This window comes from Exiguobacterium sp. KRL4, from assembly GCF_001870785.1.
GTDB lineage: Bacteria > Bacillota > Bacilli > Exiguobacteriales > Exiguobacteriaceae > Exiguobacterium_A.
The window spans coordinates 37,882-60,824 of sequence record NZ_MOLV01000007.1 but is presented as its reverse complement, the minus strand read 5'-3'; the positions used below and the strand labels follow the sequence as shown (position 1 = coordinate 60,824).

Here is a 22,943-nt window from a genome sequence, read left to right as displayed (position 1 = left end):
TTTCTTCTGTCGACTGAGTTGAGTACTCAAGCGACTTTGGAAAGGTGTTTTTTTCTTTGTCTACATTCATTTAACGGTAATCTTACGTTTCACCATCGTTAAATTTCCTGCCTTATCTTCTACACGATAAGTCAGATAATAAGAACCTTTCTTTTTCGTGTTGACGGTTCCACTCACTTTAATTTTTTTCGTCAATAACCCGTCCAAGTTATCCTTGGCACTTACTCCTGCCATAGGATTAAAGGACGTTTTGTATTTGACTGTTTTAGCCGCGACACCACTGAGTACCGGTTTCGTCAAATCTTTCACCGTGACTTTACGGATGATTGTGGTTTTATTACCTGCTTTATCACTGACACTATAAGTTAGATTATAGGTTCCGACTTTATTGACATTAATACTGCCGGTAATCTTAATCGCTTTTGTTAGTGTTCCATCTACATTATCTTTAGCGGATACATTTTTTCTTACATCAAATTTTTGATTTAATCCAATAGTGACGTTACTTACTCCACTAATCGTTGGTTTAACCGTATCTCTTACCGTAATCAGACGATTTACTTTTGTCAGATTTCCTGCACGGTCAACGACAGCATAGGTAATCGTATACACACCTGATCGTTTTGAATCGACGGTTCCTGTCGTTTTGATTTTACTTGTTAAGTTACCGTCCGTTTCATCATTCGCAGTGACTTTGTATAGTGGATTAAAGACTTGTCCCAAGGCAATCGTCTGATTCGTCACACCTGAAAGAATTGGTTTGATGACATCACTCACTCGCTGCTCTACTTCTTCACTTTGATTATTCGAAGCATCGCTTGCATGGAAACTAATCATCGTCCCTGCCGAAAGTTGCGAAACCGGATGTGAGAAGCGACCCAATGCATCTGTCATAAACTCAACTTTCGTTTCCCCGATGAGCATCGTAATCATAGCACCATGTTCAGCTTGACCTGTGACAGTGGTTGAACGATTCGTCACATGATCGACCACTGGTATTGCGGGTGGTGTATGATCTTCGACAATGAAACTATATTCTTTATTTCTTAGCCCCTTTAGTTCAGCAACTACAGTTAATCGTGTCCCAATTTTTTGTTGGTCTAGTTTTAATTCAAATCGCTTTGAATCATTGATTACAGTTTCCGAGATGCTTGTTGTTCCATCTTTCAACACGTTGATACTCATTCCAGGAGTACCACTTCCTTTAAGTATGCTTACGTCCTCTAAGAAAGCCTCTATACTGTAAACATAAAATTGTTGCATCCCAATATCTGAATGGATTCCCAGTGCGTCAATCGCAACATATCGAACCTGCATATCATCCTTAACCGGAATTGAACCAACGAATACCGGACTCGAAGCCGTAGGCGGCGTACCATCTGTCGTATAGTGGATTTTTGCACCTTTCGTTGCACTTAAGACAATCTTTTCTCCTTCAGCATAGATTCCACTAGATAATGAAGACGTAACAACAGGCTTCGAACGATCTAAGACATTATACGATTTAGTCCAAGTATTTCCGAAAATGTCTCGGAATACAAAATTCAATTGACGCTTTGTTCCAATTGGATAGTCTTTGACACGGAATGTTCCATCGGAATTAATATTTAATTTCTCACCTTCCACTGTTACATCAACAACGGGAACAGTAGCACCAGAAAAAGTGACTTTCCCATCTGTTTCGACGAGCGGCTCATTATAGATTTCAAATGGTAACTTTTTATTAAAGGGGTCATTACTTGCCGTCATACTCGATACGTTATTGCTCCCACTCATGACAACCCCGCCTTGATAAAGTGAGCCTGAGCCATAGCTAAAGCTATTAGCATAAATTGTCCCGTTGACACGTACCCCACCAGTTACCCGCATCGCCCCGAGTACGTAAATGTTTCCATTAATAGTAGTTCCGCTTAATGTCACAATAGCTTTCGGTCCAATATAAAGATCCCCAGAAATCGTTTTGTAAGTTAAAGATTTGTTTTCAGTATAAAATGTTTTACCCAGCGGTTTGATTCGTTCGAATACGATAAACGTATAGCTATTTAATCCTTCGGTAACAAGTGTTTTATTCCCGTTTATGTCTTCCACTTCAACCGAGCTTATCTTCCATTCACCAGCATCTAAGTCTTCAGTCAGTTGAAGAGACGTTTGGTACTCATTTAGCTCTGTCGAAGGGGAGAGCATAACGATTTTCTCCTTCTGAGAAGGACTATGTTGATATGTTACCTTGACACCTTTTACTTTCGTGTCATCCACTGCACTAACTTTTATTTCTAGGGGCTGTGCTTGGTCAAGAAACGATTGGCTGAGTGATATTGACTTGAATACAGGCGGTATTTTGTCGTTTTGATAATCATTTAGATTGAACTCACCTAAATTGTTAAACGCGCCCTTCGAGGAATAAAACCACGCTTCATTCTCAGCGTTATCCTCGATATATAAAGAGCTTGGCTTCCACACACCTGACGGTTTATCTTCCGTCATCATAAGACGCGCAACATAGACTTTCTTCTCACTATCGTAACTCATGTTTAAGAGTTCCGATTTATCAGTCTGGGGCACCTTATAAAATATCATAATGCGCTTGATCCCACTCTCAGCATCACTCGCCTTGACCGTTATCGTCACTTCTTCCCCGACCTTCACGTCCTTTTTATCTACTGATAGGCTTTCAAAAACGGGCTTTGTTACATCGGCAGAAGTGCCTGACAACGTAAAGTCGCCCGATTCATCGAATACTCCCTTCGAGGAATAAAACCACGCTTCATTCCCAGCGTTATCCTCGATGTATAAAGAGCTTGGTTTCCAAACACCTGACGGTTTATCTTCCGTCATCATAAGACGCGCAACATAGACTTTCTTCTCACTATCGTAACTCATGTTTAAGAGTTCCGACTTATCAGTCTGGGGCACTTTATAAAATATCATGATACGCTTGATCCCACTATCGGCATCACTCGCCTTGACCGTTATCGTCACTTCTTCCCCGACCTTCACGTCCTTTTTATCTACCGACAGACTTTCAAAAACGGGCTTTGTTACATCGGTAGAAGTGCCAGACAACGTAAAGTCGCCCGATTCATCGAATACATCCTTCGAGGAATAAAACCACGCTTCATTCCCAGCGTTATCCTCGATGTATAAAGAGCTTGGCTTCCACACACCTGACGGTTTATCTTCCGTCATCATAAGACGCGCAACATAGACTTTCTTCTCACTATCGTAACTCATGTTTAAGAGTTCCGATTTATCAGTTTGGGGCACCTTATAAAATATCATGATGCGCTTGATCCCACTATCGGCATCACTCGCCTTGACCGTTATCGTCACTTCTTCCCCGACCTTCACGTCCTTTTTATCTATCGACAGACTTTCAAAAATAGGCTTCGTTACATCAACCGCTGCTTCAACTTTCTCCACAAGAATAGAACCGATTAATAGAACTATTAAAAGTAAATATGAAATCCATTTTTTCATCATTTTTCTTTCTACCTTCTTCTTTACATATTTTTAGTTTTTTAGAAATTCGATTTCATTACAAAAGCAAAGATATTTACAACTCAATATTACTTTATCAATTAATTCCCAATAAATGATTTTCTAACTTTAGGTCAATGCTTTTTACTACTTAATTATTTTAGAAAATCCACATTCTAAAATACCTTAATATTACATTATTTAAATTATAATGGTATATTAAGTGTGAACAGTTTTTTAATTATGGATGGAAAATAAAGAGGTCTTTTTAGATATTTATAGAAAATATATATACATTATGTAGTTTATTGAGAAGGAGGATTTCATCATGGAATTTCACGTTTCTCAGAAGGAGGCGGAGTGGTCTTCTTACTGGCAGGAGCATGACCTCCAGTTCGCGCATGAACTTCCTTTAAAAAGTGAAGACATCGTGGCACTTCAGAAATGGATGAATAAACAATTTCAAAGTAGATGGCATGATTCAAGCCGTCGTATTGTAAACAGGCTTTGGAGTCATTACCCCTTCACTTGTTTACTTGCTACATCGACTATCGCGCTAGATCAAGAAGATTCAGGATTTTGGACATTATTTGCCAATTTTTATTCAGTAAACGGCAATTTCGTGAATGATTGGAAAGAAGAGATGGATATCGCTCTACTCCGAAACTCAATCTATCGATCTGTGGATAATCATCGACGCTACTATCTAACGGCTTTAATCCATTCAGGTGTCACTTCAATTTATGCTTTGGAAAATATATATAATTATTTTATTAGCCAAGTGATTGAACAGCGAAGACAGTTACCCAGTGCCATTCGTCAAGTCATGAACGGAGAATGGCAATGGTCAGATCAATTAAAAAAACCAATCCTCCTTTATATCGAACAAAGTTTACGGAATCCAGAACCTCTTTTTCGCTTAAAAGAATTTTTCATGGAAAAGCGAACGATTAGCTCTTTTCCACCCTATATGCATAAAAATTTAAAGGCAATTCAAAAAATTGCTCAGGTAGAACGAAAAAAACATTCTCGGCGACAATTTATTTTTTGGGACGAAGTGCGTCACCGTCCACGTCTTAAGCTGCCTATCGTTGAACGGGAAAATGCTCGTCGTGCTTATTGGATGATTGGAAATCAAACGATTCCTTGTCAACGTGAAGCTACTGAGCATTCAGTTCGTTTTCACCCTGTTGATACCGAAATTGATTATTCTCCAAGTCAAAAAATACTAACACTGATGATTGACTCAGAGGAAGAAGTCTACGAATTACCATCAACTTATCCTTATTACTTCAAGCAAAAGTTAGAGACAAGTCACTATGATTTGTTACGAGGAAACTACGTTGAAGCTGGAACAGAAGTGGTTATCGTCAAACCATCGAATTTTTCAACGAACGAATCCTATCGACCTGTTTCTCATAAGTATTGGGGTGGTTTTGAGTATAAACGTTTTTCGATTCAAAGTGATACCGAACTTTACTTCCAATCAGAAGAGGGTTTCATCAAAAAACAATTCGTCACAACATCAAAAGTAGAAGTCACTTTAGATACACCACCACTTTTTTACTCGGCCGAAAATCATTATGCAGAATTTCCAAAATTGCGATTCCATGATCTCGAAAGTTTTCAGGATTTATTAAGTTGGTCCTTACAGGTCAATGATTTAATCTTTACCTTCGAACAGTTTTCAGACGGCTTGATGCAACAAGGAGAAGATTTAATTTTGGATTTGCAAAAATTAAATCTTAATCGGAATTTACTACAACGAGTTACCTTACGTCTAAAAGATCAATATAAGGATCATACTTACAATTTAAATTTCGTACTTTTCCCACGAGATTTTTTTTATCGACGTTATCAAAATCATATTCGTTTTTCATCACGACATCTTCAAAAAATTCGTATTTCGACAAAGACATTTAGTTCAAAAGAACAGAATATTGATATATCGAATAATTACTTAAAGGCATCTACACCTTTGACCTTCACAATTGCTGATCACCCTCTTTATAGTGTCGACTTCAATAAAGTATTTTTCGAATATGAAATCCTCTCTAAAAATGGGATCGGTAAAGTATATACGCCAGAAGAAGTAGATGATATCTTAATCCGAATCACTAGACTTTATCCATCACAAGAAATTCTTCATGCTTATTTATTTGTTAGTAACTCAAAAAAATCTGAACAGATACCAATTTCGATTAAACGTAATCATTATACGAATATCATCTCCCTTAACATTTGCCATCATGTACTAAAACGTTTCGAGTCTGGCAGCATCACACTCGTTATTAATAATCAATCCGAATTCATTTGTCATTTTACAGATGAGCTTCATCCTTTACTCCACATGGATGAATCATTCACTGTCCATCTGGAACATCGACTTGAATATGATATTAAATTCAAAGTTTTTCATCCATATAGCTTAATCGAAAATGAAGAAATCTTTATTTTACCTCGAGATTCTAATCATCTCTGCCTGAGTCCCTTTTCTGACCACGACGTCATCGTCAATGGAATCAAGGATGAGACAGATTGGTTCGGGGACAATGACGATGTCATCACCTTCCCGAAACTGCAAAGAGCGTTATCCACCGAAAAACTAATCTTGTTAGTTCATTCATTAGACGAAACAAATTGGGCATCTTTCATCCATAAATTGAATACGTATGGAACAGCCTATTTTCAACAGCTCACCGACATCCAACCGTTCCTATTAAAACGAATTATAGAATCTCCAAAGCTAGCAGAATTAACAATCGCTACAATCGATACGAATTATGTTTCATGGGAGCATTGGGTCGATGCATTCAGTATTTATTTATGGCCATTAAAACACCAACAATCATTCTATACAAAAACTGAAACGACAAGGCTCATTGATGAGGCGTTTGGTCACTTAAGGACATTTTCTCAACTGAATTTATCTGACCGACATGCACTACGTCAGCAATTTAAACGATTTAACCCTGAAATTCTACATCCTCTTGATTTCAACATCATTGATAGCTGCAATCCTTATCTTGATGATCGTTTTTATCAAGATCCGAACGAAGTCTTCTCATATAAACTGCATATTGAGAGTGAGCTCCAATGGGCAAACTCTCAAATTAAAAAATGGATTAAGGCGGACAAGCTTCCGCTCAAGGTACAGAAATTAATCAATGAACGAGAGTTTCCGATAAGTGTCAACATGAATCAATTTCCCACACTCTTTTATATTACTTTACGAACAAAACTATTGGCTTTAGGACTCTCACCTCGTCTAAACACACGTGCCAAACAACGAATCAATCAAAAGCTAAGAGAGCTTCCAGCTGTATCTATTAAAGACTTGAGTCACGACAGCTATCATCTTGTAACCGCTTGGGAGGAACGAACATGAGTATTCACCCGATAAATGCCACTGCCCGTCTCCAAAATCGATACATGGATTACTTGACATCATTTTTTAAGATTAATAATCAAACCCTACACGAACAGTTCAAACAAAGTCTTCGTCTTAACAATCAGTTTTTAAAGGGTCCCTATTTAGAAGCAACGCTCCCTTACAAACCTGGTAAAACAATCACAGAGCTAATTCAAGAGAATATCGTTCATCCAGATATCGCACGTTTCTTGCCTGGCGGGGATACGTTTCGTTTATATCGTCATCAAGAAAGTGCGATTCGTTTGGCTAAGACGAATAAATCTTTCGTCGTCGCTACTGGTACTGGTTCTGGTAAGACAGAGAGTTTCATGTTACCGATTTTCAATCACCTTCTCGAACAGAACGAAGCAAACGTTCTGACAGACGGTGTCCGTGCGCTTCTGCTGTATCCGATGAACGCACTTGCTAATGACCAACTTGATCGTCTTCGTGAACTGTTAAAAGATACGCCAGAAATCACATTTGGTCGATTTACTGGTGAAACAGAAGAAAAGAAAATAAACGCTCTTCAATCTTACAAGGCACAGTATAAAAAAAATCCACTTCCGAATGAACGATTGTCACGTGAAGAAATACGTCGTAATCCACCACACATCTTGATTACGAACTATGCAATGTTGGAGTACTTGATGATGCGTCCAGAAGATAACACCCTTTTTTCAGGACGATTTAAGAAAGATTGGCGTTTCGTCGTTCTGGATGAGGCACATACGTACGATGGTGCGACAGGCGCTGAAGTCGCTATGCTGCTTCGACGATTAAAGACCGAAGTGGAGCATGAATCGCCTTTACAGTTCATCGCAACTTCCGCGACGCTTGGGTCATCGGAGGAAGCTAAGCGAGAAGTCATGTCTTTTGCCAGCAAACTTTTTGGACAGTCCTTCTCTTTAGAAACGGGACAACTTGTTGTGTCCGAACGAATTGACTATGACGAACTCTATGCAGCAATCGAGCTTCCTGATTCGAACGTTTATCTTGAATTACAGGCGTGTTATAACGAAAATCGTTCACCTGATTTAAATCGTTATGGTTACCTAAAAGACTATTCTGGTTCACCTAAAGAAATGATTTATGATTTGCTCGCACATGACAGACGTCTACACAGCTTGCGTAAAAAACTAAGTGATGTCCATCTACTGACTGATTTAGCTGATGAAATCTTTCCCGAATTGATTCAACAAGAAGCAATCGAACGCCTGATTGCATTAATCGATATCTCAACGTTAGTACAGGATGAAATACGTCCAAAACTGCTACCAGCTAAATATCATACTTTTTTCCGAGCTCTCGAAGGTGCTTATCTTGAATTTCATCCACAAGAAAAGCTCCATCTATTCCCAAAGTATAAATCCGAATCTGGTCATCCTATTTATGAGATGGGTGTCTGTCGACGTTGTGGAGAAGTACACTGCTTTGGACATTCTCCTCATGCCGGTCTACTCGCACCCCAAAGCTCGAACGGAAAAGTCTTGAACATGATGTTTTGTTTTCAATCGACTGATGAGATGTCTTCTGATTTAGAAGACGAACCGACTGCAGCCATTTCTCAAAAGGATTGGTGTCCATCTTGTGGTAAAACAAGGTTTGCTTCTGAAACTTATTTACCTTGCGAATGTGATGTTCCTCTTCGTCAGATTTCAACGATTGATATCTCTGAACATTCTGCGTCCTGTATGTCATGTGGTCTTCCTTCTAATCGTACTGATGCGATTCGTCGTTTTTATACCGGAGCAGATGGTGTAACTTCAGCACTCGCAGCCCAATTGTATCAAGAACTTGTCTATGGGAATCCAATAACATCCACTAAACAAGCTAACAATGCTATCGAAGATGATTGGTTCGACAGTGATGAACCTATCGTGATAGAAGAACACAAAGAAACATATGAAACTCAGAACTTGATTATTTTTTCCGATTCTCGACAGGATGCTGCTTTTTTTGCTCCTTTTCTAGACAGAACGTACCGTAATACTCTATGGCGTTCTTATTTCACACGTGCAATTAAAGGTTCAACCACTACTATCACTATTGAAGAATGGAAAAATCTTGTACTTCATTTAAATGGTGCACGTTCAATCCATCTTTTTGATGATTTGACAGTCGATCAAGAAATTAAACTTCGACTCTTCCGAGAATTTATTTTAAGTGATGATGATTTTTCATTAGAGAATCTCGGAATGATTGCATTTGATTTACCTTTAGAATCTAAATATAAACTACAGCTTGAAGCTATCATCTCAAAACAGATGGAAATTAAGCCTGAACATACCTGGTCTTTCTTAATGACTATTTTTTATTATTTACGTGTTCAAGCCATCGTTGGAATTTCAAAAGACTTAGACCGAAAACATGTTTTACTTGCACCGAAAGATCAAGCTTATGGCATCGTCTCAACAGGTGGCTTTCCAAAGAAATATGTAAAGAACTTTGTACCTGAACGAACAAACATCTTTTTCCAATGGTTCGAACGTTATTATGATAGATATAATATTCCTTATACATCTGAAAAAATTAAAGATAGACTTACAGATTTATTTAACAAAGTTCTTGTTGGTTCTCGCTCACCAATTCGTCATGTTTTTGATCATTATGACTCCGAAAAAAATCAGTCTGAACGTTGGCTTTTACAAGCAAATCAGTTCAAAGCATACATTCCAGACTATATTTATGTCTGTACACTTTGTAAAGTAGTTCATTCACATGATGCTGGGATTTGTAAAACACGCAATTGTAAAGGACATCTAAAAAAGACTAACATTGAATTATTTGATCAAGGTAAAGACTATCGAGAAATGTATCAGAAGTTATTGCCAATCGATATGGTCGTTAAAGAGCACACGGCTCAACTGTCAAATCGTCTCGGACAAGATTATCAGAATAAATTCATCAAAAAAGAAATCAACGTTCTTTCTTGTTCGACGACCTTCGAGATGGGGATTGATGTCGGGAGTCTAGAATCCGTCTTCATGCGAAACGTACCTCCGAAGACAAGTAACTATATCCAGCGTGCTGGTCGCGCCGGACGAAGTTCGTCTGCCGCCGCATTTGCCTTAACATTTGCTCAAAAGAAATCGCATGATTTGACCTATTTCGAGAATCCGAAAAGCATGATTTCTGGTGACGTCAAAGCTCCTATTTTCTCAATCGATAACGAAAAAATCATTCGTCGTCATATTCATGCGACCGCGCTATCTTTATTCTTTAAAGAGCAATCACACTTTTATGGTAATTGTGAACGCTTTTACCGATTAGAAGAATCGGGTGATAAAGGACACGAAGCGTTCATCGAGTGGTTAAAAACACATCCGGCATTATTGAAACAACAACTTTTCTCTATCGTTCCAGTTGCTCTTCAAAAACATCTAGGAATCGACACTTGGGATTGGATTGATATCGTTGACAGTCAGGAGGAAGCCTTCCGAACTGCTTCCTCACAGTACGAAATAGATATTAAAAGTCTTAGTACAATCTCCAAAGAACAATATGAACAAGGTAAAGGAGTTGACTCTTACGGAAGAATGATAACGACACTCAAAGAAGAGCAATTAATCGGTTATCTCTCTTCAAAAGGTTTTTTACCCAAGTACGGATTTCCTATCGATACGGTCGAAATGAAACTGCTCGATCCAAAATATCGTTCAAAACTTCGGCTACAGCGCGATTTAAAACTAGCAATTTCAGAATATGCACCAGGTAGTAAAGTAGTCGCTAATGGGATGCTAATCGAATCGACAGGTGTAAAGTTGATTGAAGGAAAGCAATTACCAGTACATCACTATACATATTGTCGTCACTGCAATAAATATAGTTATGTAGGTAAGTATGGCGTTAACAATGAACGAGAGACGGACTGCGAAAAATGTGGAGAGTTGCTTCAAGTTAGATATTATGCCATTCCGAAGTTCGGCTTTTACGGGAAAGCGAAACCTCTTAGCACGGAGCGACGACCAGAAAAATCATTTGGTTCGCGTGTTTTCTTTGCAGAGTATGGAGAGCGTGAGACACCAGAACCTATTCACTTGGAAGGGAATCGCTATGAACTCGACTATACCTATTCCCACTATGGAACGCTATCTGTCGTCAATGACAATAAAGGCCAACAGTACTTGATTTGTTCGACATGTGGTACACAAGCTGAGAGAAAAAAAAGTCATAAAACTCCTTTTGGCGGAACCTGCCGTTCGCATGATCGGATGACCGTTTATCAATCACCAGTTTCACTCGGTCATCACTTTACAACGGATGTCTTACGATTGTCGTTCCGATTTTCGAGTAGTCCCCCTCTTTATGATGCAGATAAATCTTATTCTTTACTATTTGCCTTGATTCGTTCTGCAAGTTTCCTCCTACAAATTAATGAGGATAACTTAGGGGGAGTCATCCATTATGAAGCATCGACTAGCACATACGATTTAATTCTCTACGATGACGTTCCAGGTGGAGCTGGATTCGTTCAAGCAGTTAGTCATAAGCTATCAGAAATCATGGATCATGTTCGAACAAGTATTCAAAACTGCACGTGTGATGTGGATACGAGTTGTTATACGTGTTTACGTTCCTATCGAAATCAGTTCTTACACGATCAATTGAAACGACAATATGTAATCGACTTGTTTAAGTAAATACCCTACAAAAAATACCTTCCATTTCTGATTCACATCAGCTTTGGAAGGTATTTTTCGTTAACGCAGTTCTTGATCAAGTGGAATGATTTCTTCATCCAACACGGTACGCCACGAACGTTTCATGCCTGGTCCGTATTTTAATAAAATCGCATCGGGATGTGTCTCTTTATAAGATGCAAAATCTTTACTTTCAATAATCCGCCCCACGTTCGGAATCTTCTCCATACCGATATGGTACTGGACTGCTGAAGTATATAGCTCTTGCTCATCTACACACCATTCTAAAGCAAATGTTTCAATTTTTTCTTGATAGGCTTGTTTAAAGTAGCGCCGCTTCACGGCAAAGATATCTTCATCCGGTGAGACGACTTCGTTATCAATCGCGTCTAGAATCGTATGATAGACCGTCTTCACGATTTCGGATTTCCCGAGTTTTTGTAGCGCCTTTTCAATCTCCGAGCGGATGTCTTCACTGTTAGCAGAGTACGTGCCTAATAACTGATTAATATAGGTCGAATCGATGTCATACAGCTTAATTGAATTCTCTGCATAAAACTCGATTTCGGAATAATCAATTCGTTCTTCATCACTGTCATCTTCATCTTCAATCAGAGATCCTTTTACCGTTTCATAGATACCAGCAAAGTCTTCAAGTACTTGTACTTGATCCACTAATGCCTTGGAACTCTCCATATCATCATTGTATTCATCGTATGTGGCTAACGCTTCGAATACTCGATTGAATTCCTGATACGCCTTAACGAATTCTACACGTTCGTCAATCGGCGAATGTTCATCGATGACATCCGGTGATAGGGCGATATCCTTTAGTACTTTGTATCCTTTTTTAAATCGCTTCTTCGATTCATCGTATGTTGGATAGATCAGGCTTGAATCCTCATTTTCATTTGAGTAGAGACGCGTCGCTGCGCGGACGTTCTCCTCCATCGTCGCAGGACGCCGGAATGTGACGACTAATCCTTTTGTCTTATCCGGATAGGTTCGATTCGTTCGTGAGAACGCTTGAATCAAGTTCGCATAGCTGAGATTTCGGTCGACGAACAATGTCTGGATCGTCGGCGCATCAAAGCCAGTCAGCAATCGATCAACGACGATGACGAGATCGATCTGTTTTCCGAATTGCTTGAACTCGGCTTTTTTCCGTGCCAATCGATTATTGATATCGCCGTTATAACGCTCGATGTCTTCGATTGACCAAGCCGTTCCATAGTAGTCGTTGTAAGCACGAATGACTTGGCGCATTTCTTCTTGGACTTCCGTTGCGTTCTCAATGTTCTCTTGCATCGAATAGGTGATTGCAATCCGCGGGAAATCAGGATCATCGATCGTACGTCCTTTTCGAAGTGGATGCCCTGCAAAATGTGCCTCTATCCAATTTGGATTCTGCTTCATCTCTTGGATGGCATGGTAATAGCGCTTCGCCATCGCGATCGAACTCGTCGTCAAGATGGCCGATTTTTGTGGTCGCCCGTTCTTGAAGTCAAACTTCGTGTAGGCATTATCCGGGCGAAACATCTTCTGCAAGACCTTCTCGATATGCGCGTCCCGTTCATACAAGTCATTCGGGATATATGCCTCTTTCGTCATCTCATCCATCTCTTCGATCAATGTACCAATTTCTTCGTCGGTCCGATCAGCATGCTTAGCGTCTGCTCGTAGATTCGAAAAGATATGGTTGTAGAGGGAAACGGGCTCAATCGTGTCCTCGTGTTCGACTTGGAAGCCGAGGACGGATCCATCCTCAAGTGCATTCTTGATCGTATACGTATGTAAAACCTCACCGTATTGATCCCGTGTCGTCCGTGCCAATTGTCCTTGTCCCTGCTTCTTATTTTCGTTGAAGATGGGTGTTCCGGTGAAGCCAAACCAGGTCGAGTTCGGGAAGAAGCCTTTGATGCCTTCCATTCCCTCCGCACTCAAAGCACGATGGCATTCATCGACGACAAAGACGATATGCTGCCCAATCAACTTCTGGAACCGTTGCGTTCCTTTTTCAGTTTCTTGTTTTTGCGCATAACGTAGTGCCGCCTCAAGCTTTTGACGCGTCGTGATGATGACGGTGTTAGAGTTCGTATCAGATAGTAAGGTCTCGCTAAATTTTTTCGAACTCGATGTGCCAATGATCAAGCTATTCGCGGAACCTGTCCCAGTCGAGATCCCCGTGTTGAACTCCGAAGCGAACTTCGTGAATTCACTCGTCGTCTGATTATCCAGGTCTTTTCGGTCAATCAGCATTATCGTCCGGTCGACACCGGGTTTACGGGCCAATAACTTCGTCGATACAAAACTCGTTAACGTCTTTCCGGAGCCTGTCGCATGCCAGACAAAGCCCGATTCATGACGCATTGCTGCCGTGAACAGGGCTTCGATTGCATGAATCTGATACGGATGGAGTACCATCAAGGCTTTGTTATCTTGATCCTCACTGACGATTGTGTAGTTCGCAATCAAACGATGCGCATCGGGGATGTTCAAGACTTGTTTGACGAACTCATACAGATTGTCGACTTTCTGATTGTTGGTCGTCCGCCAGCTGAAGATAAATTTCCGATGCATGTCTTTCGGTAAAGCATTGGCAAAGTAACGTGTCGTCTGTTCGTTTGAGATGACGAATAGCTGCAACGTCGAGAAAATATTGTTCCGGAACAAGCCCTCTTCTGCGTATTTCTTGATTTGATGATGCGCTTGGAAGACGCCGTCTTTCGCCGTGACTTTCTTCAATTCGATTTGAACAATTGGTAAGCCGTTAATCAAGAGCGTGACATCAAAACGACGATCACGTCCGTCTTCCGTCGACCGCTGTTTCGCAATTTGGTGGACGACTTCATACGTCGAAATACCGCCACCAATATCTTGGTTGGAATAGAGAATGAGTGACATCGAGCCGAGTGCTGCGTTTTCGCGCTCAATCGTAATTCGTGAAATACCGTTTTCTCCTTTTAACCAGCGTGCTGCGTTGAATGGTGTCTGCGTTTTCGAGAGGAGCTCCGTCTTGATGGTGTCAAACTCCTTGTCCGTGATTGGATATTCCTTAATCTCAGCTAAATTATTTTGTGTAATCTTGTGACGCAAATTGTTCCACAGATCCGCTTCTGATTTTAAGTCTGGACGATAGTTCCATTGGTTATGCCCTTCGCCAAGAACCTCAATTAATCGTCGTTCAACAGTCAGTTCATCATCATACGTCAACTTCACCGAGATTCCTCTTTTCTTACTTAATTGATTAGACAAACATCTTTTGAAGGAAACCTTGCCTTGTTTTCTTTAATACTTCAAGTTCTTTTTCTTTCAAAGAAATAACTTGATCAATTTGTTCAAAAAATCTACTGATTTTGATTTGCTCTTTTATATCTGGCAAATAAAGAATTTGGTTACGTACTAATTCAGAATTTAGGTTTACTTGACTTCCTGGCTGACCGTATTTTGACCATTTTAACCTAAACATTTCTAACCACTGAAACATAAATTCAATATCAAATTGAGGATTTTTAAAAATTAAAAATCCATCGTGTACCCCTGTACTAACATAATTGATAACTGGTTTTCCTACAGTAGCAGCAATACTTAGCATTAAATGTGGCTTAGTTAATACTCTTGTTTTACTTTGTCCATCAACTGATAACCTCTGTTCTAAGCGATGAATGCGACCATTCTGTTCTGTTACATCCGCGATTCTGAGCCATCCTACTTCCGATGTATCATCAAACCATTTCGGATTTTGAATTGGTCTAGGACTAGCACCACGAACAATTTCTGCGATTTCTCCAAGAGTAGTAAGTTTCCAATCTCCCTTAAATTCTGGGAAACGAATCTCCGGAATAGTTTCTTCATCTTTCGGAAACATCTTATGCAAGAAACCTTTTTTGGTTTGTTTAAAAGCATCGAGTTCTTTCTGATGAAGAGAGATCACATCGTCTAATTTTTTAAAGAATAAGCCGATTTTAATTTGTTCTTCTAAATCGGGAATGGTAATAGGAGTATCTTTTGCTGGCTTTAAAGTAAAGTGTTTAATAGTTAACCCCGTTGAAGCATTTTCAATATACTTCTTCAAAATCGAAGTATCAAAATAGGATTTCAAAAATCTTCCATCCAGGTGTTCTGATTCTGAAGTTTTTGCATACAAAATGCTACCACCTTGTACATATACATCACTGTCATCCTCTTTGTAATAAGTTACTCCAATTTTTCCACCACTTGTAAATAATAAATCTCCTCGCGACGGGGCGCCTGTTTTGGTACTGTATTCTTGATAAGTTCTTTTGGAAAGGAAAAGTTCTCCTTTGATATTATCGTTAGAAAGATCACTTGATCGGAGATACGGAACTCCATTAGATATCCACAATGTGTTGGAAATTCGTGAGCTATCTTTTACATCCGTAATATCTCCTAGTTTTTTCAAAGACCATTCAGTGTCGTAGCCGGACAATCTGATTTCAGGATAATTATTTCTCAAGATTAAACACCTCTAGCGCTCCTTGAATCCATTCTTCTTCTTTTTCATCATATTGAAGCGATGAAATCATCTCAAAAAGATTCGTTTCCAATTTAGCTTTCTTTTCATGAACTACTTTTAGTTCTTGACCGATCGATGCCAAATCAATTTGTTCTTCCTCTTCAAATGTATCGACATATCGCGGAATATTAAGGTTAAAGTCATTCTCTTGGACTTCTTCAAAACTTGCGACATAAGAATATTTTTCTACAGTCTCTCGCTTTTTATACGTTTCAACAATTCGATCAATATGTGCGATTGAAAGTTTATTTTGATTTTTTCCTTTGATAAAGTCTTTACTCGTATCGATGAAAAGTACATCCCTTGTCTCACGGTTCTTCTTCAAGATGACAACTGTTGTCGGAATAGAGGTTCCGAAGAACATATTTCCTGGTAACCCAATGACTGCATCGATACTACCATCTTCTAATAACTTTTTACGAATAACCCCTTCAGCAGCTCCACGAAACAGAATACCATGTGGTAAGACGATTGCCATGGTTCCTGTATCTTTTAAATGGTAAAAACCATGCAATAAGAAAGAAAAGTCTGCTTTTGTTCTTGGTGCTAATCTTCCGTATCGATTAAAGCGCGAATCATCGAGGAATGTTGCATCTGCTGACCACTCAGCAGAATACGGAGGATTCATCAATACAGCATCAAATGTATAGGGCTCATCTGTTGGCCAATCCTTATTCAACGTGTCCCCATTACGTAGACGCATATCTTCACTTTTAACACTATGTAAGATCAAATTCATTTTCGCTAAGTTAAACGTTGTGGTATTCAACTCTTGTCCATGATATTTGACTGTCTCTGGATGGTTTAAGTAATTCCTTACATTCAACATTAAGGAGCCTGATCCCATTGTTGGATCGAATACACTGAATAACTTTTTATCTTCATGATCAATCGTCACTATCCGTGCCATCATGTCTGATACTTCATGCGGCGTATAGAATTCTCCCGCTTTTTTACCTGCTTCAGAAGCGAATTGACTGATTAAGTACTCATACGCATCACCAATCACATCTCTGCTTTGACCGAGTAACTCGACATGGTTCAATTTCTTTAATACTTCCGTAATCGTAATGTTCCGTTGTTGTTCATCGGATCCGAGTTTCTTTGACTGCAAGTCGACATCATCAAATAAGCCGTTGAATTGAATATACTTCGTCGAAAGATCATTGAACGCTTTCGCTAAATCATTCAATTGAAACGTATTTTGTTGCGCTTGATCTGCTAGTACATTAAATAGGTAAGCAGGTGCAATTTCATAGCCCAGCATATCGACAAGCGTTTCTATCAAATCATCTTTAATATCCTCGTCAGAGAGTAATTCGATATAAAGTAACGTTTGTTTTGCTTGAGTATCATAATCCTCAAAAGACTTATCCGCTAGCGTCACTACTCTTTCTAAGACTCTGTCTGATAAGTATTTATAAAAAATCAATCCGAGTAAGTAGTTTTTGTATTCTGAGGCATCCATCTTGCTACGCAGGCTATCCGCTGCGCTAAATAGCTGTTGATTCAATACTGACATGTGTATTTCTCTCCATTCCATGAGCAACCAATAGTAGCTCTATTAAAAAATGTTCTTCTACTATCATTATAGATTAATCAGTTACTATTTTCTTCTAATTGTAGTTCTTATTTGATTTATGAACCTATTAGTTATATCTCTGTTCGTCTTATGTCAGTGTTATTTTACGATTCTCCCTGTATAAAACACCTCATCTTCTTCCATTTTCTCTAGTACTGCACAATACTTATATGTAGCCAATCACACTCTTCCCCCTTGCTTCTTTTCATCCTAAGCTTAAAACTTATATAATCAATTAATTTGAAAAGTACAAGTGAAGTCGAGAATGAATAATGTCTTTTATGAAGTTAAATAGTTCTCGTCCCGAGGTCTGCTCTTCGATTGATAACGCGTCACCATCAAACTCAAACGGCTTTCCCATCTTTGGAAACGGCATTTTTTTTAACAGTTTTTCTACTTTAGTAGCATCAAACGGTCCTTTTAGTTCGACTGTTTGCGCATCTTTCAGCTTCCGATACTTCTCCGTATGCAAATACTCATAAAAGAACGGAGCTACTTCTTCAGCCGTAATCGGCTCCATCCAACGTTCTTCTCCGCGCTCGAGCATCGACAGCAACACGACCATCTTGTAACTCCGGTTCATAACCGTTTTTTCGACCTGTTCAATCAATTCACGGTTAGCATCGTAAGTCTCTACTTCTTCATCCCTCAATTCACCTTGTTCCTTCAGGAAACCAATGTACGAGCCCCACTCTTGTTTATAGCCAGTCGGCACGGCTGTAAGTTGACCAACCTCAACGTAAGTCGGACGACGCCCGAGATCAAGCTTTAATTGTTCATAACTCTCAATCAAACGTAGTTTCCGCTGATTCGGTTGACGCATCCGATGAATGATATTCAATGCTTGTGTATCAAACTCGATGATGCATCCCTTTGGTGGGGTAATCGGCTCCGTATCGCCACGCTTGAGTTTGTCTTTTACTATTCCAAGCAACATCAACTTCGTCTCGACATTTTTGTAATTGCCGATCAAATCGATGATGACACAATGTGATTTCTCATTCGCTAAACGTAAGCCTCGTCCGATTTGTTGCGTGTAGATTGCAATCGATTCCGTCGGACGACAAAACAGTAACGTATCAACTTTTGGAATGTCGATTCCTTCATTAAACAAATCGACCGTAAAGACGATCTCTAACGTTCCCTGTTCAAACTCCTGAATCTGTTCCCGTCGATTGACGGTCTGTCCGGTCAAGGCAATCGCTTGGTGTCCCATTTCCCGGAACGTTTGTGCCAAGTATTCGGCTTGGCGGATTGACGAACAAAAGCCGATCGTCTTCGTCTGCCGGTGCTTCGACCAGGCGGCATAGATGTTTTCTGAGACTGCCCGATCAATCTGCGCCTGTTCCAGTTCCATCGCATCATATTTCCGTCCCATTCGCCGCAGTTGCGAATAGTCGATGACGTCATGAATCCCGTAATAATGGAATGGAGTCAGAAATCCTTCGTTGATCGCTGACGTGAAGTGCATTTGAAACGCAACGTGATTGTCGCACAGTGCATAGACGTCCGATCCGTCCATCCGGTCCGGCGTCGCTGTCAGTCCCAGCAAAAACTGGGGTTCGAAATGCGCAAGCACTTTTTGATAACTTTTAGCTGCTGCGTGGTGAAACTCATCGATGATGATCAAATCAAAATGGTCTTTTGCAAACCGGTCGAGATGCCGATTTTGGGATAACGTCTGGACTGAGCCAAACAGCACGTCCGTCTGTTCATCGTTCGTGCGGTCTGATCCGATATAAAAAGCCGTCTGCCAATTGGGCTCGACCTTTTGAAACGAACGTTCCGCTTGTTCCAGCAACTCACGTTGATGTGCGAGGAACAGTATCCGCTTAAAGTCACGCGCAAAAAATGCACTGAGATACGTTTTCCCAAGACCCGTCGCAAGCACAGTCAGAGCACGCGTCCGTCCTTCTTCCATCGTTTCCTGGAGTGCCCGTAATGCTTCCTCCTGCACCCGGTGCGGCAAAATCTCCTCGGACGTGACGAGCTGTTGCTCCGCATAGTCAACTTCCGGTTCTGCGACATATTGCCGTGCGTCATGTTCTTGCCGGTACGCTTCGAGGACCATCAAATTCAGGTCTTGAGCTGCTTCACTTAAATAAAGATCCATGAATGCCTCAATCGCATCATCTAAAATATACGGTGCGACGGCTTGCGGCAAATGGAGATTCCACTCGACACCGGTCCGGAACGCGCTTTTAGAGATATTCGATGAGCCGACAATCGACAGACCGGTCTCTGCGTTGCGGAACAGATAGGCTTTCGGATGAAACGCTCGTCCACCGGAGCGATAAAACCGGATCGACAGACCATCCAGTTTCAATAATTCTGCCAACGCCTCCGGGTCCGTAATATGTAAGTAGTCGCCAATCAAAAAATGCACATCAGCGCCCCGTTCGACGGCGCGACGTAACGCCGGTAACAACAGTTCGACACCAGAACGTTGCGCGAAGGCGGCGACGATATAGACTTCATCGGCTTGGTCAATGGCATCGACCAACGACGCATACAAATCGTGTGTCGTCAGTTTTGCTGCCGGAATCAATCTTCGACCTCAATCAGATACAGCTTGTCATCAAAGCCGCCCCGCTTATCGTGTTTCTTAAGCCGGATTGCTTCCAGTTGTTCCGGTGTCGTTCCGTGCGTCCGAGCCAACGTGTGAATCAGTTCCAATAAATCAGCAAGTTCTTCGACCGCTTCTTCGGTCGTCGTTGCTGCTTCGTATTCCGCTACTTCTTCATGCAATTTCCGTTTCGCTTCGACTAAGAATTCTTCCTCGTTAAGGGTCCGGAACGTTGCATTTTTTCCGTTCCGAGCAATGATAGTTGGAATCTGATCCCGGACTAATTTATGATAAAGAGGCATTGGATTCACTCCTTGTAAGTATGGTGATGGTGTTGTAAAAAATATCCTATAGTTCAAGGTAGATAGCACGTTCTACATACGATTTATTTTAGATTAGAGGAGGAGTTTTCATGAGTTCATTCCAGAAAATCGAAACAACTAACGCCCCGGCTGCGATTGGTCCTTATTCACAAGGTTTCATTGCTAAGGGTACGTTATACGCATCCGGTCAAATCCCGATCAATCCGGCAACAGGTGAAATGGTCGTCGGTGGCATTACGGAACAGACGGAACAGGTCATGAAAAACGTCGATGCCATCTTAAAAGAAGCTGGTCTGACACCGGACCGTGTAGTGAAGACGACCTGTTACTTAACGAGCATGGATCATTTCGCTGCGTTTAATGATATCTACTCGGATTACTTTGCTCCGCATAACCACTTCCCGGCTCGGTCTTGTATCGCCGTCAAAGAGTTACCGAAAGGTGCTTTGGTCGAGGTTGAGATTTTAGGGTTAGTCTAATGTCTTGAAACACGTCACTTGTAGTGGCGTGTTTTTTCATTTCCGTAATCCCCAGCGCCCTGTCCCTTTGCCTGTCTCACTGTAGAACAAATCCTGCGTTCCTTCATATAATTCACACTCACTCGCATGAAGATAAATTAATTTACGGATTCGTGCATCTAGTCCTGCTTCCGTCGAAAAACGCGAAAGATCCAAATCACTCCGCTCTCGAACACGTCGATAAATCTCCGTCAAATCCAGTTGTTGTCCTGTCCCTAAGATGTCGATGATAGCTTCTAAAAGTGCTTCACTGATTTTATTCATTCGGCTCTACCTCCCTTTATTCTTTTATCTGTTCCTTCATCCGTTTTTTCGCTTCCAGTGACATCGCCACCACTATCGCAATCAATTGTGGAATGAGCATCAAGAGACTGACGAGCAAAATCAGTTGTTCCGCCGTCAACGGCTTGAAGTAGCCGTCAAAGCCATAGGCATCTGTTTGACCTGCAAAATAAACAGAGATGAAGTAAGACAGAACATTGCCGGCCATCACAAACAGCAGATGACCCCATCGCTGACCGGTGAAAGCAAGAACCGTGAATCCGACAAGTAACAGTAGATAACCAAGTAATGTCCCTGTCTTGAAGTCTTCGAGCAACGCCAGGTAGACGAATGGAATACAATAGCCGGCTAAGACAGCTAACCCGATCCACCACTTCTTCATCCAAACTCCTCCTTTTCAAACTGACGGTACAGCCAATCCCGAAGCAGTTCCCAGCCGTCCGGATAGGTGTTACTGCCCTGAGACGATCCGTCTCCCTCTGATCCAGTCCAGCTGATTTCCCAATAGGTCCCGTCGAGAATCAGCCATTCCGTCGTATATTCCGGTTGCCAGTCGATAACGCCGGTTTTCTCTAAACGTCGTGTCAGCTCTTGCTGTTGCCGTTGGGACAAGAGAACGGTCGTTTCTTCTCCTGTCCCCTCCTCTAGTCGTAATTCCTGAGTCGCGGCCGTCCATGTAAATAGTTGTTCTTCTCCCATGCCGGACTCCCGGTAACGGAATTGATGGATGTGATTGTCGCTCATTTTCATCTGTCCTTCCTCGTTCACTCCTGTTATTTCCAGTATAATTCATTTTCCGTTTTCTACCTATCTCAAAAAATGATCAGGTTTTGCTGATGGACTTATTTCCAATCGGCGATTGCTTTTTCATCAACTTTGATTAATCTAATGAATTTAGGAAACCTCATCATAATTATTTTATCTTACAATAATGTAATTACAAAAAAATACTTAAAATGGATATGATGATAGACAAATGTGAAATTTTTCCCTCTACCTCAGATGTTATTGCTGAAGCCATTCTTTTCTTTGTACTTTAATCAATAGTTATTAAAGTGAAATCAATATAACCAAAGGAGTGTTAACGATGCAGAAAGAACTAGAACTACTTAAATATCAAATCACTTTATTAAAACAGATGGTAAATATTGATGAAATGCCTTTTAACGATTTTTTGATTGATCATGATATCTCTAAGGAACAGCACAAATGGATCATTGATGTCATGAAAATTCTCAATTATCGTTTTAGTTATGTAAAAGATTCTACTGATGACTACTATAATTCTGTTACTGATCAGTTCTTAGAAGACTATCAATTTACAGGAATAGATTTCAACCAGTTTTTTGAGATCAAACTTCCTACTTTCAAAGAATTCGATGCTGTCATTTCGAAAAATTTACCTGCTGATATGGAAAATCTTTATATATTAACAGTTATGAAGAATCAAAAGATGTTTAAAGAATTATGTACCCATTTAATAGACGATTCTAAAAACTAAAAATTGATAATCAACTAAAAGTAAGGCGTGAGACTTTAACCGGAAAGGGATCCTCTATAGTAATTTTGGATACTGGAGTTTCTATGAAACATAAAGACTTAA

Annotated in this window: 13 protein-coding genes; 4 read left to right on the top strand and 9 right to left on the bottom strand. The window is 40.4% G+C overall.

Annotation, left to right across the window (positions count from 1 at the left end):
• Positions 1–66 precede the first annotated feature (66 nt).
• The gene (locus tag BLD48_RS06295) at positions 67–3,480 is read right to left on the bottom strand and encodes an immunoglobulin-like domain-containing protein (protein WP_071499444.1); all 3,414 of its coding nucleotides are present in this window, start codon (positions 3,478–3,480) and stop codon (positions 67–69) included.
• A gap of 325 nt (positions 3,481–3,805) precedes the next feature.
• Here BLD48_RS06295 and BLD48_RS06290 point away from each other — a divergent pair, with 325 nt between their 5' ends.
• Together BLD48_RS06290 and BLD48_RS06285 are read left to right on the top strand one after the other, a co-directional pair.
• The gene (locus BLD48_RS06290) at positions 3,806–6,865 is read left to right on the top strand and encodes a hypothetical protein (protein ID WP_071499443.1); all 3,060 of its coding nucleotides are present in this window, start codon (positions 3,806–3,808) and stop codon (positions 6,863–6,865) included.
• Entirely contained in the window at positions 6,862–11,532 is a 4,671-nt protein-coding gene (locus tag BLD48_RS06285; protein WP_071499442.1) for a DEAD/DEAH box helicase, read from the top strand. Before BLD48_RS06290 ends, BLD48_RS06285 begins: the two co-directional genes overlap by 4 nt.
• 60 nt (positions 11,533–11,592) lie before the next feature.
• Here BLD48_RS06285 and BLD48_RS06280 read toward each other — a convergent pair whose 3' ends face one another.
• From BLD48_RS06280 to BLD48_RS06260, 5 genes are all read right to left on the bottom strand, one after another.
• Positions 11,593–14,751, bottom strand: a complete 3,159-nt coding sequence (locus BLD48_RS06280) for a type I restriction endonuclease subunit R (protein WP_071499441.1) — start codon at positions 14,749–14,751, stop codon at positions 11,593–11,595.
• A 28-nt stretch (positions 14,752–14,779) separates the two neighbouring features.
• Positions 14,780–16,009 (bottom strand): restriction endonuclease subunit S, encoded by a 1,230-nt coding sequence (locus tag BLD48_RS06275; RefSeq protein ID WP_201723139.1) that lies wholly within the window; start codon positions 16,007–16,009, stop codon positions 14,780–14,782.
• Positions 15,999–17,591 carry a type I restriction-modification system subunit M gene (locus BLD48_RS06270; protein WP_071499439.1) on the bottom strand — a complete coding sequence of 531 codons (1,593 nt, stop codon included), beginning with the start codon at positions 17,589–17,591 and terminating at the stop codon, positions 15,999–16,001. Before BLD48_RS06270 ends, BLD48_RS06275 begins: the two co-directional genes overlap by 11 nt.
• A 295-nt stretch (positions 17,592–17,886) precedes the next feature.
• Positions 17,887–20,199: a DEAD/DEAH box helicase family protein gene (locus BLD48_RS06265; RefSeq protein WP_071499438.1), complete on the bottom strand. Its 2,313-nt coding sequence runs from the start codon at positions 20,197–20,199 to the stop codon at positions 17,887–17,889.
• Entirely contained in the window at positions 20,196–20,519 is a 324-nt protein-coding gene (locus tag BLD48_RS06260) for a nucleoside triphosphate pyrophosphohydrolase (protein ID WP_071499437.1), read from the bottom strand. Before BLD48_RS06260 ends, BLD48_RS06265 begins: the two co-directional genes overlap by 4 nt.
• 110 nt (positions 20,520–20,629) lie before the next feature.
• On the opposite strand from BLD48_RS06260, the gene BLD48_RS06255 reads away from it, so the two are divergent.
• On the top strand, positions 20,630–21,019 hold the full coding sequence (locus tag BLD48_RS06255; protein ID WP_071499436.1) for a RidA family protein: 390 nt from the start codon (positions 20,630–20,632) through the stop codon (positions 21,017–21,019).
• A 36-nt stretch (positions 21,020–21,055) separates the two neighbouring features.
• Here the strand turns inward: BLD48_RS06255 and BLD48_RS06250 are convergent, their stop codons facing one another.
• Genes BLD48_RS06250 through BLD48_RS06240 form a run of 3 tightly spaced genes read right to left on the bottom strand, consistent with a single transcriptional unit; the run spans position 21,056 to position 22,090 of the window.
• Complete coding sequence (locus BLD48_RS06250) at positions 21,056–21,322, bottom strand: hypothetical protein (protein WP_071499435.1); 267 nt, start codon at positions 21,320–21,322, stop codon at positions 21,056–21,058.
• 16 nt (positions 21,323–21,338) lie between these two features.
• A complete protein-coding gene (locus tag BLD48_RS06245) occupies positions 21,339–21,722 on the bottom strand; it encodes a hypothetical protein (RefSeq protein WP_071499434.1) in 384 nt (127 codons plus the stop codon).
• Complete coding sequence (locus BLD48_RS06240) at positions 21,719–22,090, bottom strand: hypothetical protein (RefSeq protein WP_071499433.1); 372 nt, start codon at positions 22,088–22,090, stop codon at positions 21,719–21,721. Before BLD48_RS06240 ends, BLD48_RS06245 begins: the two co-directional genes overlap by 4 nt.
• A 337-nt stretch (positions 22,091–22,427) precedes the next feature.
• On the opposite strand from BLD48_RS06240, the gene BLD48_RS06235 reads away from it, so the two are divergent.
• Complete coding sequence (locus tag BLD48_RS06235; RefSeq protein ID WP_071499432.1) at positions 22,428–22,841, top strand: hypothetical protein; 414 nt, start codon at positions 22,428–22,430, stop codon at positions 22,839–22,841.
• Positions 22,842–22,943: the final 102 nt, after the last annotated feature.